Origin of the sequence: Streptomyces sp. SAI-170 (genome assembly GCF_049739565.1) — a bacterium.
Taxonomy (GTDB): Bacteria; Actinomycetota; Actinomycetes; order Streptomycetales; family Streptomycetaceae; genus Streptomyces.
On sequence record NZ_JBMGQD010000001.1, the window covers coordinates 7546438 to 7560549 of the forward strand.

Consider the following 14112-nt stretch of genomic DNA (forward strand, 5'->3'; position numbering starts at 1 on the left):
AGGGATCCCCTGGGATGCACATCATCGCCTTCTCCTTCGAGTGCGGCGGCTTCGACAACCGGCTGATGCGCGGGGGACTGTCCCCGCTGGTGTGGAACCTGTGCCGCCAGTACGCGGCACGGGGCCACCGGGTGTCGCTCGTGACCCCCGCGCACGGCCATCTCGACGCGCTCCGCGAACGGTTCGACCTCGAGGAACCGCACGAGGCCGTCACGGACACCGTGCCGCTGGTGCTCGACCCGAAGGTCTGGCCCGCGCAGCCGCCGACGGTCGAGCTGCGGCTGACCACGCGGGCCCACCGGGTGCGGCTGGACGGAGTGGACATCCACTTCCTGTCCAGCGAGTACCTGGACCTGCTGCCGGACCGGCTGTATCCGCCGCCGGGCCTGGAGGGCCGGGACCTGGCCCACTTCAAGCCCCTGGTGTTCCAGGTCGACGGACTGCGGTTCATCCGGCGCGCCCTGGCCGGCGAACCGGCCGTCGTGCACGGCTTCGAGCCCTACTACCACTACCTGCTGCCCGCCGCCCTGGCCGGCGACCCGCGCTTCCGTACCGTCAGCACGGTCGCGGCCAACGCACCCATCACGCAGAAGGTGTACCGCCCCCAGGCGGAGCGCCTGCTGGAGCTGCTCGGCGCCGACGCCACCGGCCTGGACGACCTGGACGGGCCGCCGCCCGCCGAGGACTCGCCCACGGCCACCATGGCGCGGGCCCTGGCCGGCACCCGTATGCACACGGAGTACGGGCCCGACCATGTCGGCCTGTTCCCGCTGGTGGCGCAGTACGCGGACCTGGTCGACTTCGTCTCACCGGGCCAGCTGCGGCACTACACCACCTTCCAGGACACCCCGATGGAGGCGCTGTTCGCGACGCTGCCGGTGGCCCGGCGTCTGCGCGAGCAGTCGCACAAGCTGCTGGCCGGCGGCTGCGCCGTCGCCGACAGCTGGCTGGCACGCGACCCCGCCGCCGTCGACCGGGACGCCGTACTGCGCGGACTCGGCCTGGACCCCTCCCGGCCCGTCTTCTACCACGCGGCCCGCTACGCGGTGCACCACAAGGGCCAGTTGGAGCTGATGCGGGCCGTGGAGGACGTCCTGGCCACCGATCCCGAGGTCAGTTTCCTGATCCGCTGCTCGGCAGGCGGCGGGGCGGACGGGCCGGGGACCGTGGCGAACGCCGCGTTCCAGGCGATCGCCGACCGCCACCCGGGACAGGTGCGCCTGGACTGGCGACTGGCCGACGAGGACACCCTGTTCACCGAGGCGGCGGCCGCCGACTTCTGTCTCTTCCCGTCCAAGTTCGAGCTGGACGGCTTCCTCATCGCCCAGGCCGAGGCCATGGCGTGCGGCGCCGTACCCATCGCCACCGCGCAGCGGGTGACCGGGCACTTCGGCCACGCCCTCCCGCCCGGCGACCCCGACGCGACGGGCTTCTCGGTGCGCGGCTCGTTCCGCGACGACGACCCCGGCCTGGCCGTCGCGCTCGCAGAGCGAATACGCGAGGCCGTGGCGGTCCACCGCACGGCCCCCGACACCTACGCCCGGCTGTCGGCGAACGCCCGGCGCGTCGGCCGCTCCTTCACCTGGGCCCGCAGCGCCGAGACCCGCCTCGCCGCCTACGAACGGGCCCTGCGCGACGCACCGCGCCCGCTGCCCGTCGAGGAACTGCTGGCCCTCGGCTGGCTGGACCGGCTCCCCGAATCGGCCTGGACCGAACACCGCGACCAGGTCGAGCGGGTGGCCCTGGAGCGCGGGGACGCCGACGCCTACGCCCGCGTGCTCGGCGTCGACGTCACCGACCTCGACGCCGACGCCTGCGAGCGGCTCTTCGAGGCCGCCCATGCCCGTGCCGACTTCGCCCGCTGCGCCGAACTGGCCCGCCGGTCCGGCCGGCGCGACCTGACGGCACGACTGGCCGGACGCTGCCGGCTCACCCGAGAACCGGACGGCACCTGGCGGGTCGACTACGCCCATCCCGAAGCCGACCACGTGGAGGTGGTCGTCGAGTCGGCGTCCCCCTCGGACGAGGAGCGAACCGGCGCCACGGACCCGGTCGGCGAGTCCGCCACCGAGGCGCTGGCCTCCGACGAGCCCGCCCCCACCGGCAGCGGGGCCGCCCTGAGGTCCCTGACGTCCGACGGTGCCGGCCGCTTCACCGGCGTCCTGGACGGGCCCCCGGTCGGCCGGCACCTCGTCGCCCAACTGACGCTGCGCTCGGGCCGGGTGGCCTGGGACGCCGTGCCCGTGACCGTGCCGCCCTTCCTGCTCGTCGCCACCGACCTGGACGGCACGCTGCTGCGCAGCGACCTGTCCGTCTCCGAACGCACCCGCCGGGCCCTCGCCCTCGTCAGCGCGTCCGGCGCCCGGCACCTCGTCGTCACCGGCCGCCCCGCGGTCGCCTGCCGGCAACTCCTGCGCACCATCGGCTACCAGGGGCTCGCCGTCTGCGGACAGGGCGCACAGCTCTACGACGCCGGCGCCGACCGGCTGCTGTCCTCGCTGCCCCTCGACCTGGACCTCGCCCGCGAGGTCGTCGCCCGGGTCGAGGACGTGCTCGGCCGGGTGGAGCTGGGCATCGTCACCTCGCCACCGGACAGCCGGTTCAAGGTCACGCCACGGTTCGGGGAACGTGTCCGGCACGGCTGGGACGTCACCACCGACCCGGCGTTGCTGTGGAGCGAGCCGATCGACAAGCTGATCCTCCATCACCCCGAGGTGGACGAGGACCGGCTGGCCGTCACCGCGCGCGAGCTGATGGGGGACGCGGTGACCGTCGTGCACTCGGTCAAGGGCATGGTGGAGATCCTTCCCGCCGGCACCGACAAGGGCACCGGCGTGGCCCGCGCCGCGCGCCTGCTCGGCTTCACCGGCACCGACACCGTCGCCTTCGGCGACATGCCCAACGACATTCCGCTGCTGGCCTGGGCCGGCCACGGGGTGGCGATGGCCGGAGGCCACCCGGACCTGCGGGCGATGGCCGACGAGATCGCGCCCGGCAACGACGAGGACGGTGTCGCCGCCGTCCTGGAACGGCTGTTCGGCGCCCCGGAGGTCCGCTCATGACCGCCGCACTCCGGGAGCTGGCCCGTCTGCGCGGCATCGCCACCGACTACACCACCGACCGGGGACACCGGGTCACCGTCCCGCCGGACACGCTGGTCGCGGTCCTGGCGGCGTGCGGGGTGGACGCCGCCACGGACGCCTCGGCCCGCGCCGCGCTCGCCGATCTGCGTGGGGGCGTCAGGGGCGCAGGGGGCGTCAGGGAAGGCGGGGTCGCCAGGGACGGCGGGGGCGACGGGGAAGCCCGGGCTGGCGGAGAAGCCAGGGTTGGCGGGGTCGCCGGGGCCGGCGGCGTCGGCGGCGACGCCGGGCGCGGCGAAGGCGCGGGGGCTGGCGGGGGTGGCGCCCTGCCGCCGTGCGTCGTCGTCCGCGCCGGCTCGCCCGCCCGCCCCGCACTCCCTTCGCACGCGCAGGCGTACGTCGCCCTGGAGGGCGGCGGCCGGGCCGCACCGTCCGACCCGCTGCCCCCGGGCCACCACCTGCTGCACGTCACCCACGCCGGGCAGGACAGGGCCGTCCCGCTGCTGGTCGTGCCCGACCGCATCCCCGTACCGCGCCGGCGCAGTTGGGGCTTCCTCGTCCAGCTCTACTCCGTCCTGTCCCGCCGCTCCTGGGGCATGGGCGACCTCGGTGACCTGGCCGGCCTCGCCGCCTGGTCGGGGTCCGCGCTGGGGGCCGGTTTCGTGCAGCTCGGCCCGCTGCACGCGATGGAGCCCGGCCCCCTGCCGGACCCCTCGCCGTACCGGCCCAGCTCCCGCAGGTTCCCGGACCCCATGCACGTACGGGTGACGGACGTACCCGAGTACCGGCAGCTCACCGGGCACGCGCGGGCGGAAGCGGAGTCCCTGGCGGCCCGCGCGCGGGAGCTCAACGACGGGGTGCTGAGCGGTCGGACGCTGATCGACCGCGAGACGGTGCGCGCGCTCAAGCACCGGGTGCTGCGGCTGGTGCACGCGGTGCCGCTCACCCCGGCCCGTCGGGCCGCCTTCGAGGCGTTCACCGTCCGCGAGGGGCAGGACCTGACCGACTTCGCGACCTGGTGCGCGCTGGCGGAGGTGCACGGCGGCGCCTGGCGCTCCTGGCCCTCCGCCCTGTGCGACCCGCGGTCGGCGGCCGTGGCCGCGGCGCGGCAGGAACTCGCGGACGCCGTCGCGTTCCACCGCTGGCTGGCCTGGATCACCGACGAGCAGCTCGCCGCGGCACAGCGCACCGCCGTAGAGGCGGGCATGGACATCGGCCTGATGCACGACCTCGCGGTCGGGGTGGCCCCCGAGGGCGCCGACGCATGGGCGTTGCAGCACTGTCTGGCGGCCGGGATGAGCGTGGGAGCGCCGCCCGACGACTTCAATCCGCACGGCCAGGACTGGGGCCAGCCCCCGTGGCGGCCCGACGCGCTGGCCGCCGAGGGATACCGGCCGCTGGCCGCGCTGCTGCGCGCCGGCATGCGGCACTCCGGTGCCCTGCGGGTCGACCACGTCATGGGCCTGTTCCGGCTGTGGTGGGTCCCCGAGGGCCGGCCCCCGTCGGAGGGCACCTACGTCCGCTACGACGCCGAGGCGATGCTCGGTGTGCTGCTGCTGGAGGCACACCGGGCGGGCGTGCACGTCATCGGCGAGGACCTCGGCACCGTGGAGGCGGGCGTCCGCGAGGAGCTGGCGGCGCGCGGGGTGCTCGGCACGTCCGTGCAGCGCTTCGAGTACCTGGGCGGCTCCGAAGGACGGCACGGGCCGCTGCCCGCCGACCGGTGGCGCACGAACTGTCTCGCCACGCTGACCACCCACGACCTGCCGACGACCGCGGCGTGGCTGACCGGCGAGCACGTCGAACTGCGCGCCCGGCTGGGCCTGTCGACCCGCCCCGAGGCCGAGGAGAAGGACGAGGCGGCCGCCGAGCGCGACGGCTGGCTCGCCGAGCTGGAGCGGGAGGGACTCCTCCCGGACCCGGACGGCGAGACCGTCGCCCTGCACCGCTTCCTGACCCGCACCCCGTCCCGGCTGCTGGGCGTGTGGCTGCCGGACGCCACCGGCGACCGCCGGCCGCAGAACCTGCCCGGCACGGCCACCGTCCACCCCAACTGGCGCCTGCCCGTGGCGGACCGGGACGGCAGGCCGGTACCGCTCGACGAACTGCCCGGCCGTCCCGGCGTCCAGGCCATCGCCCGTGTGTTCACCTCCGGTGCACCGCACCGAACCGACCGCTAGGAGAAAGATGTCAAGCCAGGCCCTTGTCCGGGTCGAGGGGGTAGTCGAGGACGCCGGAGGTTTCGACCTGCTGGCGCCCGAGGGCACGCGCTACCGCGTGGACGTCACCGACGCGGTGTTCGACCCCGGCAACAGCCTGCTCGCCGAACGCCTCGAAGGACGCCGTGTGGTGGCCTTCGTCGGCCCCACCGTGCACCGGCTGTACGGCGAGCGCCTGCGGGCGTACCTCGACGCCCGCCTCGCACCCGGCAGTTGGAGCGTCCATGTGATCGCCACCGGGGAACGGAACAAGACCCTCGCGTCCGTGGAGCAGGTGTGCGCCGTCGCCAAGGCGGCCGGGCTCGACCGCCACGGCGTGATGCTCGCGGTGGGCGGCGGCATCGTCGCCGACGTCGTGGGCTTCGCCGCGTCGATGTACGCCCGCGGCATCCGCTACATCAAGGTCAACACCACCCTGGTGGGGCAGGTCGACGTGGGTGTCGGAGTGAAGACCGGGGTCAACGCCCTGCACTCCAAGAACATGTTCGGCGCCTACCACCCGGCCCACGCCTCCCTCAACGACCCGTCGCTGCTGGCCACCCTGCCGCCGCGGGAGATCCGCTGCGGTCTCGCGGAGATCGTGAAGATGGCGGTCATCCTCGACGGCGACCTGTTCGCCACGCTGGAACGGCACCCCGACGCGTTCCTCCACACCCCGAACGGCGACGTCGAGACCTACGTCCTGCGCACCTCGATGCGGCTGATGATGGAGGAACTCTGCCCCAACCTGCGCGAGTCGGAGCTCGCCCGGCTGGTCGACTTCGGCCACACCTTCAGCCCGGTCGTCGAGACGGCCGGCGGACACCGCCTCGAACACGGCGAGGCCGTCGCCGTCGACATGGCGCTGTCGGCGCACATCGCCCGGCTGCTGGGCCTGGCCGACGCCGACACCTGCGAGCGCATCGTGGCCCTGCTCACCCGGATCGGGCTGCCCGTCCTCGACCCGGCCACCTGCACCGAGGACCTCATGACCCAGGCGCTCCAGGCCTCCTGGCAGCGCCGCGGCCGCAAGCTGCACCTCGTCGTGCCGACCGGCATCGGCAAGGCCACCTTCGTCGAGGAACTCACGGACCTGCCCGCCGAGGTGCTGCGGGAGGCCCTGCGGGCCCTCGGAGCCGGGGGAGGCGCACAGTGACGTCGTACGACGTACCGAAGGACGTGACGAACCTCGTCGAGCTGTTCGCCGCCAAGGAACACGACCACGGCGGGCTGGGCACGATCCTGGCGCACCGGCTGTTCACCCGCATCGAGGGCGGCGAGGGAGCCGAGTTCGTCGACCTGGCCGTGCTGCCGCCGGGCACCTCCATCGGCCGGCACCGGCACGGCCGGGACCGGGAGACGTACGTCGTGCTGCGCGGCAACGGCCTGATGCACCGGGACGGCGCGGAGTTCCGCGTCGGCACCGGGGACGTCGTCGTCAACCGCCCGCACGGCGAACACGGGCTGCTCAACGACTCGGCCGACGAACTGTGGCTGCTGGTGTTCGAGGAGGTGCTCCGATGACCGTTCCGCGTTCCGGCCGGCTCGTCCCGGCGCGGGCGGCCGGCACCGAGGGCACCGGCACCTTCACCGTCCTCGACGTCGGCGGCACCACCCTGCGCACCGGCACGTACGACCCGGTGACGGCGACCCTGTCACGGGTGCGCCGGGTGCCCGTGGAGGGCATCGCCCGCCACCCCGGAGACCCGGTGCCCGTCCTGCAGGACAGGGTCGTGGAGCAGATCGTCCACGAGATCACCCGGCACGCCGGTGGCCGGGGCACCCGCGCGGTCGGCGTCGCCTTCGCCGGGCCTATCTCGGCGAGCGGCCTGGTGCTCGCGGCCCCCACCGTGTGGGGGCGGCGCGGTGCGCCGCTGCCGCTCGGGCAGCTCCTGGCGCGGCGGATCGGAGCCCCGGTCGTCGTGGTCAACGACCTGACCGCGGCCGCCTGGCGGTACGCCGCGACCGAGGCGGAACCCTTCTGCCTGCTCACCGTCAGCTCCGGGATCGGCAACAAGGTCTTCCGGGGCGGCGAGGTGCTGCTGGACGCCGACGGGCACGGCGGCGAACTCGGCCACTGGGTGTGCGACCCGTCGCCCGACGCGCCGCTGTGCGACTGCGGAGGCCGCGGCCATCTCGGCGGCATCGCCTCCGGACGCGGCGTGCTGGCCGCGGCCCGCCGCGCGGCGGCGGCCGACCCGGCGGGCTTCGCGCGCTCCCGGCTCGGGCAGCTGTGCGACGGCCGCGCCGACGCGCTGGACAACCCGGCCATCGCACGGTCGGTACGCGAGGGCGATCCCTTCGCGACCCGGGTGCTGCGCGGCACGCTGGTGTATCTGGCGCAGGCGATCGGCGCCGTCTTCACCTCCATCGGGATCTGCCGGTACGTCATCATGGGCGGCTTCGCCCTGGCCGTCGGGGAGCGCTACCGCGAACTCCTCGTCGAGGAGCTGGTGCGGCTCGGCTGCTTCGGGCTCGACGCCGCCGCGGTGGACGCCTCGGTGGCGCTGGGCCGCGCGGACGACGACCACGGACTGATCGGCGTGGGACGGCTGCTGGCCGACCGCACGGCCTCACTGGCCCACCAGGAGGCGGGATGACGATCTCGCGTACGGCATCGCAGATCCGAGGGGAGGCGCGAATGACGGCCGGGCGCACGCTCGTCGTCGGCAGCGGCTTCGTGGGGACCGGCATCGCGCGCCGCCTGGCGGCGGACGGCAAGGAGGTGACGCTGGCCTCGCGGACCCCGGTGACGCCGCCCGACGGGGCCGGCTGGACACCGCTCGACGCCATCGATGCCGGGGCGTGCGGGCGTCTCCTTGACCGGCTGCGCCCGGACCGGGTGGTGCTGGTGCACGGGCCCTCGGACGTCACCTGGTGCGAGGAGCACCCGGACCGCGCGGCCGCCGCGCACACCGGCATCGCCGCGCACTTCGCCGCAGGCGCGGGCGGGGCGCGGCTGGTGCTGATCTCCACGGACAACGTCTTCGACGGCACCCGGGCCGACAACACCGAGGACACCCCGGTCCGACCGGCGAACGCCTACGGGCGGGCCAAGGCCGCCGCCGAACGGGCCCTGCTGGAAGCCGCGGACGCCCTGGTGCTGCGGGTCAGCCTGGTCTACGGCCATGAGCCCGCGGACGCCGGCAAGTGGCTGAACTTCTTCGCCGCGTGCGCCCACCGCCTCGTCCGCGGTGAACCGGTCACCGCCCCGGCGGACCAGTGGACGACTCCGGTGCTGGTCGACGACGTGGCGGAGGTGACCGCCGCCCTGCTGGACTGCCGGGACCCGCTGCCGCCGGTGCTGCACCTGGGCGGCCCGGACCGGGTCGGCCGGGCCGCGTGGGCATCGGTGATCGCCGACGCGCTGGGCGCCCGTCCCGGCCTGGTCGTCCCGACCGCCAGGGCGGGCACCCGGTACGCGTCACGGCCGGAGAACACCTGCCTCGTCAGCACCCTGCTCGGCCGGCTGCCGGCCACCAGAGGCATCCGCGTGCGCGGGGTGCAGGAGGGGGCGCGACTGCTGGCGCGGGACTTCGGGGAGCGGGACTTGGGGGAGCGGGACTTGGGGGAGCGGACCTACGGGGAGCAGGCCTTCGGGGAGCGCGCCTTCGGGGAGGCGGTCTGAAGGCGCCGCCGGCCCCGGTGTCCGGGGCCGGCGGCGCCGTCGTGTCACTTCAGGTAGGGCCCGTCGGCGCCGATCTTGCCGGGGCCGTCGAGGACGTAGACCCGCAGGTTCCCCTTCCCGGGTGCGGCGACGGACAGCGTCCCGCCCGTGACGGTCCTGACATCGCCGGTGACCGCGTCCCGGTAGGTGCCGTTGGGGATGCCGGTGTAGGTGGCGCCGCCCGAGACGGTGACGAGGGCGAAGCTGTCCGTGCCGCCGCTCGTGTAGCGCCGCTTGTAGGCCATGCCGCCCGAGATCCCGTCGGTGGAGTACTGCCCCATCTGCAGCGCGGGGATCGCCCGCCGGATCTGGTTCAGCCGCTGGACGTGCTTGACCAGGGGCCGGCTCAGGGTGGTGGCCACCTGGCCGGAGGCCGAGTCGACCTTGGAGAAGTCCGACACCGTCAGGCTGCCCTTGAGATGGTCGCCGAAGTAGGCGCGGCCGGTCGTGGCGAGCGGACAGGTCGGCCCGCAGTCGATCCGCGCGCCCTTCTGGAACTCGATCTCCGAGCCGTAGTACAGCGTCGGGATGCCGCGGAACGTCCACATCAGCGACATGTTCTCGGCCCAGGCGTCGGTGCCGCCCGTGTAGCGCGTGCTGCTCTTGTTGGGGCCGTAGTCGTGGCTGTCGACATAGACGACGTTGTAGGTGGCGTCGTTGTAACTGTCGTCCGAGTCCTTGCCGTTGGAGAAGGCGTTGTACGCGTCACCGAAGTTCATGTGCATCCGCATGTCGATGACGTTCATGCCGGAGAACTTGCTGTGGTCGGGCGCGTGGTAGCTGTTGCCGTTCAGGAAGGCGTTGGTGGACGTCGGCTGGTTGCCGGTGCCCTGCTGCTGCTCGTAGTCGTACTGCTCCAGCGCGGCCGCGGTGTCGTCGGCGCTGTACTCGCGGCGCTCCTTCCAGGTGTAGAACTGCGCGGAGTGGTTGGGGGAGCCGCGGTTCCACTTGTCGTTGACGAACGCGGCGACCTCGCCGAAGACGAAGAAGTTGTCGGCCGCCTGGGCACCGAACCGCTGGGCGACCCGGTCGTGGATGGCCGGCAGGAAGCGGCGGTTCCAGGTGACGCGCGGGATGTGCACCGCGGTGTCCACGCGGAAGCCGTCGACGCCCATGTCGATGTACTTGTTGTACGCGCCGATCAGGTAGTTCTGCACCGGCGCCGACTCGGTGTTCAGGTCGGCGAGGTCCTCGTGCAGCCAGCAGGAGCGGGAGTCCTCGCCCTCCCAGTTGCCGATCCAGCACTGGTGGTAGTACGCCTTCGGGAACATGCCCGAAGTCGGGCTCGGCCACTGGCAGTTGTAGACCGTGTAGCCCTCGGCGCTCTTGCCCCCGGTGGGCTTGCCCCAGTTCAGACAGGTGTTGCCGGTCGGCTCGGCGGTGGACCACAGGTCGCCGTTGTAGTACGACTTGCCCGACTGCGGGTCCACGGTGAGGCCGTCGTACTCGAAGCCCTCGTTCTTCGCGTCGTAGTACCAGCTCCACTGGCTGTCGCGCACGCCGTACACGGTCGGCGTGAACAGGCCCTTGGCGCCCCAGCGGGAGGAGTGGTTGTAGACCACGTCCTGGTAGATCTTCATGCCCTTGGCGTGGGCGGCGTCGATGAGGTCCTGGTAGGACGCGCCGGCCGACTCCAGGCGGGCGTCGACCTTGTAGAAGTCGTAGCCGTGGTAGCCGTGGTAGTCGTAGTCGGAGCGGTTGAGCACGACCGGGGTGATCCACACGGCGGAGAAGCCGAGGCCCTTGATGTAGTCGAGCTTGTCGACCAGGCCCTTGAAGTCGCCGCGGAACATGGGGTCGTCGTTCGCGGCGTTGCCCGACTTCACGTGCTGGCTGCCGCCACGGTTGTTGGAGCTGTCACCGTCGTTGAAGCGGGCGGTCAGCACGAAGTAGATGGGGTCCTTGCGCGGGTCCGTGCCCAGCGGGGTGCCGGTGGTGGGCTCCGGGGCGCTCCCGGTCGTCACCCGGGCCGCCGCGGAGGCCGCGGAGATGTTCCCGGCGGCGTCCACGGCCCGCACCGTGTAGCTGTAGGCGGTGTTCGCCTCCAGGCCGGTGTCGGAGAGGACGGTCGAGGTGACGTCGGTGACCGTCGTGCCCTTGGTGCCGCCGGTGCGCGTCACCTGATACCCCGTCACTCCCACGTTGTCCGTGGACGGTTGCCAGGACGTGACGACCGAGGTGCCGGTGGCCGAGGCCGTGACGCCGGACGGCACGCCGGGGGCCTGGGTGTCCGGCTGCTGCGGGGCGCACGGGTCGGCCGCGCCGGCGGTGACGGCGTTGTTCTTCACCGTGCTCGTGCCGGAGGGGATGGTGTAGTCGGCGCCGTTGTTGTTGTCCCAGGTGCCGTTGCCGTTGTTGAAGGCGGCCTTCAGCGAGGTCGCCGAGCCGAGGTCGACGGTCTGCTTCCACCAGCCGGTGCAGGCCGCCTGCATGCCGATGCCGGGCACGGCCGTCCAGGAGCCTCCGGCCGGCTGGTAGTGGAGGTTCACCGTGGTCCAGCCCAGCGACTGGGAGGAGTAGTAGACCGTGGCCGACTGCCCGGTGCCCGGGCCCGGGTCGGCGCAGGGGTTGCTGTGGGCCACGACGCCGTCCTTGACGGTGATGTCGCCGGTGCCCAGGGCGTAGTTCTGCCCTCCGTTGTTGTCCCAGGTGCCGACGCCGTTGTTGAAGGTGGCCTGGAGGCCGGTGGCCGAGCCCAGGTCGACGGTGAGCTTCACCCAGTCCGTGCAGGCGGCCTGCATCCGGGTCCCGGGCACCGTGGTCCAGGAACCGCCGTTCGGGGCGTAGTGCAGGTAGGTGGAGGACCAGTTGCGGGTCTTCGTCGAGTAGTAGACCGTCGCCGAGTTCGCGGTGGCGGCCGCCGGCTCGGTACGGGGATCGGCCGGGGGGCCGGTGACGGCCGCCAGGGCCAGCAGCCCTCCGGCCAGGGCGCCCGCGGTCCAGCCGCGGACGGGGGGTCTGTCGCGTCTCATGTGCGTCTCCGGTGGGGGTGGGGAGTACCGGGCGGAGCAAGCGCTTCCATTCCTGACATGCGCATGCCATGCCAGAGCCGGTGGGTGTGCGCCCGAACCGCCGCGGGTGCCTGGAGCTGGGCAACCGGCCCGGGAGGTCCGGGCGCGTGAGGGAACGGAGTCGGTGCCGCCCCACCGGATCCCGGGCCGGAAGTGTGGGTGAACGTAACACCGTTGCAATGATTGCGAAAGAGTTTTCAGTCACCCAACTCGGGCCCAACTGGCTGACCTTGGGCTTCCGAAAGACTGGAACAGGTGTTGTTTGAAGGGTTGACCAGCGACGGCGGCAGCTCGTACCTTCACGACCGCAAGATGTTCCGTCGAGTTTCAGCAAGAAACGACAACAGGCCCCCTGGCATGGCGCGTTGCTGCGTGAGGCCTCTCATCCGCATGTCCGCTTCGTGGATCAGTTCATGGATCAGTTCGTGGATCAGGGAGGAACCATGGCCAGCACAACCGTGGCCGCTGCACTCGCGCTTGTCGCGGGAGCCGCTGTGGCCGTCACGGTGCCGGGCACCGCTCAGGCGGCACCGCCCGGTGTCAAGGACGTCACTGCCGTGATGTTCGAATGGAAGTTCAGTTCGGTCGCCAAGGCGTGCACGGACCGACTCGGCCCGGACGGCTACGGATACGTCCAGGTGTCGCCGCCGCAGGAACGTATCCAGGGCAGCCCCTGGTGGACCGCCTACCAGCCCGTCAGCTACAAGATCGACACCAGGCTGGGCGACCGCGCCGCCTTCAAGGCGATGGTGGACACCTGTCACGCCGCCGGCGTCAAGGTCGTCGTCGACACGGTGATCAACCACATGGCGAACACCTCCGGAACGGGCTCCGGCGGCTCCAGCTTCTCCAAGTACAACTACCCGGGCACCTACTCCGCGTCCGACCTGGACGACTGCACCACTTCGGTCGGCAACTACCAGGACGCCTGGAACGTCCAGCACTGCGAGTTGGGCGGCCTGCCCGACCTGGACACCGGCGAGGAGTACGTCCGCAGGACGATCGCCGGGTACATGAACGACCTGCTCTCCCTCGGCGTCGACGGCTTCCGCATCGACGCGGCCAAGCACATCGCCCCTGCGGACCTGAGCAACATCAAGAGCAGGCTGACCGACCCCGGCGTCTACTGGAAGCAGGAGACCATCGGCGCGGCCGGTGAGGCCGTGCAGCCCGGCCAGTACACCGGCACCGGGGACGTCCAGGAGTTCGGCTACGCCCGGGACCTCAAGCGCGTCTTCAGCGGCGAGAAGCTGGCCTACCTGAAGAACTTCGGCGCGGCCTGGGGCTACGTCCCGAGCGCCACCTCCTCCGTCTTCGTCGCCAACCACGACACCGAACGCACCGGCGCCTCCCTCAGCTACAAGGACGGGGCGAACTACACCCTCGCGCACGTCTTCATGCTGGCCTGGCCCTACGGCTCGCCGGACGTCCACTCCGGCTACGAGTTCAGCGGCCACGACGACGGCCCGCCCAACAGCGGCCAGGTCAATGCCTGTTTCACCGAGGGCTGGAAGTGCCAGCACGCCTGGCGCGAGATCGCCGGCATGGTCGGCTTCCGCAACACCGCCGGCACCGCCGCGGTCACCGACTGGTGGGACAACGGCGCCAACGCCATCGCCTTCGGCCGCGGCGACAAGGCCTTCGTCGCGATCAACCACGAGTCGTCGTCACTGACGCGCACCTATCAGACGTCCCTGCCCGCGGGCACCTACTGCGACGTCCAGAGCGACAAGCCCGTCACCGTCGACGGCTCCGGCCGCTTCACGGCGACACTCGGCGCCCACAGTGCGCTCGCCCTGCACATCGGGGCGAAGGAGTGCGGCGACAGCGGCAATGAGAACCCCGTCGACCCCGCCGGCGCGTCGTTCGACGTCAACGCGACCACCGCCTGGGGCCAGAACATCTACGTCACCGGCAACCAGGCCGCCCTCGGCAACTGGAACCCGGCGAACGCGCTGAAGCTCGACCCGGCGAGCTACCCCGTTTGGAAGCTCGACCTCGACCTCCCTGCCGGAACCACCTTCGAGTACAAGTACGTCCGCAAGGACGCCTCCGGCAACGTCACCTGGGAGAGCGGCGCCAACCGCACCGCCACCGTCCCGGCGAGCGGCAGGATCACGGTGAACGACACCTGGCGCAGCTGAGCCGGCCCACCG

At 72.5% G+C, this 14112-nt stretch carries 8 protein-coding genes; 7 read left to right on the forward strand and 1 reads right to left on the reverse strand.

Translation table 11 applies throughout. The features are described from left to right. Window positions 1-14 precede the first annotated feature (14 nt). Genes RKD23_RS33955 through RKD23_RS33980 form a run of 6 tightly spaced genes read left to right on the forward strand, consistent with a single transcriptional unit; the run spans window position 15 to window position 8906 of the window. Window positions 15-3062, forward strand: coding sequence for a Cof-type HAD-IIB family hydrolase (locus RKD23_RS33955; RefSeq protein ID WP_424857184.1), 3048 nt, complete (start codon window positions 15-17; stop codon window positions 3060-3062). Further along, window positions 3059-5260, forward strand: a complete 2202-nt coding sequence (gene malQ / locus RKD23_RS33960) for a 4-alpha-glucanotransferase (protein ID WP_424857185.1) — start codon at window positions 3059-3061, stop codon at window positions 5258-5260. The genes RKD23_RS33955 and malQ overlap by 4 nt, the downstream gene beginning before the upstream one ends. Before the next feature lie 7 nt (window positions 5261-5267). Next, window positions 5268-6434 carry a sedoheptulose 7-phosphate cyclase gene (locus tag RKD23_RS33965; protein ID WP_424857186.1) on the forward strand — a complete coding sequence of 389 codons (1167 nt, stop codon included), beginning with the start codon at window positions 5268-5270 and terminating at the stop codon, window positions 6432-6434. Continuing rightward, window positions 6431-6802: a cupin domain-containing protein gene (locus RKD23_RS33970; RefSeq protein ID WP_424857187.1), complete on the forward strand. Its 372-nt coding sequence runs from the start codon at window positions 6431-6433 to the stop codon at window positions 6800-6802. The genes RKD23_RS33965 and RKD23_RS33970 overlap by 4 nt, the downstream gene beginning before the upstream one ends. Beyond that, window positions 6799-7878, forward strand: a complete 1080-nt coding sequence (locus RKD23_RS33975; RefSeq protein ID WP_424857188.1) for an ROK family protein — start codon at window positions 6799-6801, stop codon at window positions 7876-7878. Before RKD23_RS33970 ends, RKD23_RS33975 begins: the two co-directional genes overlap by 4 nt. Before the next feature lie 41 nt (window positions 7879-7919). After that, entirely contained in the window at window positions 7920-8906 is a 987-nt protein-coding gene (locus RKD23_RS33980) for an SDR family oxidoreductase (protein WP_424857189.1), read from the forward strand. A gap of 44 nt (window positions 8907-8950) precedes the next feature. Here RKD23_RS33980 and RKD23_RS33985 read toward each other — a convergent pair whose 3' ends face one another. Further along, a complete protein-coding gene (locus tag RKD23_RS33985) occupies window positions 8951-11917 on the reverse strand; it encodes a carbohydrate binding domain-containing protein (RefSeq protein WP_424857190.1) in 2967 nt (988 codons plus the stop codon). Window positions 11918-12399: 482 nt separating this feature from the next. Between RKD23_RS33985 and RKD23_RS33990 the strand changes: the two genes are divergently transcribed. Beyond that, window positions 12400-14100, forward strand: a complete 1701-nt coding sequence (locus RKD23_RS33990) for a carbohydrate-binding module family 20 domain-containing protein (RefSeq protein WP_424857191.1) — start codon at window positions 12400-12402, stop codon at window positions 14098-14100. Window positions 14101-14112: the final 12 nt, after the last annotated feature.

Bases quoted from the DNA above. Each gene is read 5' to 3' on its own strand.
- RKD23_RS33955 (WP_424857184.1), top strand. From the start codon at position 15: ATGCACATCATCGCCTTCTCCTTCGAGTGCGGCGGCTTCGACAACCGG.
- malQ (WP_424857185.1), top strand. From the start codon at position 3,059: ATGACCGCCGCACTCCGGGAGCTGGCCCGTCTGCGCGGCATCGCCACC.
- RKD23_RS33965 (WP_424857186.1), top strand. From the start codon at position 5,268: ATGTCAAGCCAGGCCCTTGTCCGGGTCGAGGGGGTAGTCGAGGACGCC.
- RKD23_RS33975 (WP_424857188.1), top strand. From the start codon at position 6,799: ATGACCGTTCCGCGTTCCGGCCGGCTCGTCCCGGCGCGGGCGGCCGGC.
- RKD23_RS33980 (WP_424857189.1), top strand. From the start codon at position 7,920: ATGACGGCCGGGCGCACGCTCGTCGTCGGCAGCGGCTTCGTGGGGACC.
- RKD23_RS33985 (WP_424857190.1), bottom strand. From the start codon at position 11,917: ATGAGACGCGACAGACCCCCCGTCCGCGGCTGGACCGCGGGCGCCCTG.
- RKD23_RS33990 (WP_424857191.1), top strand. From the start codon at position 12,400: ATGGCCAGCACAACCGTGGCCGCTGCACTCGCGCTTGTCGCGGGAGCC.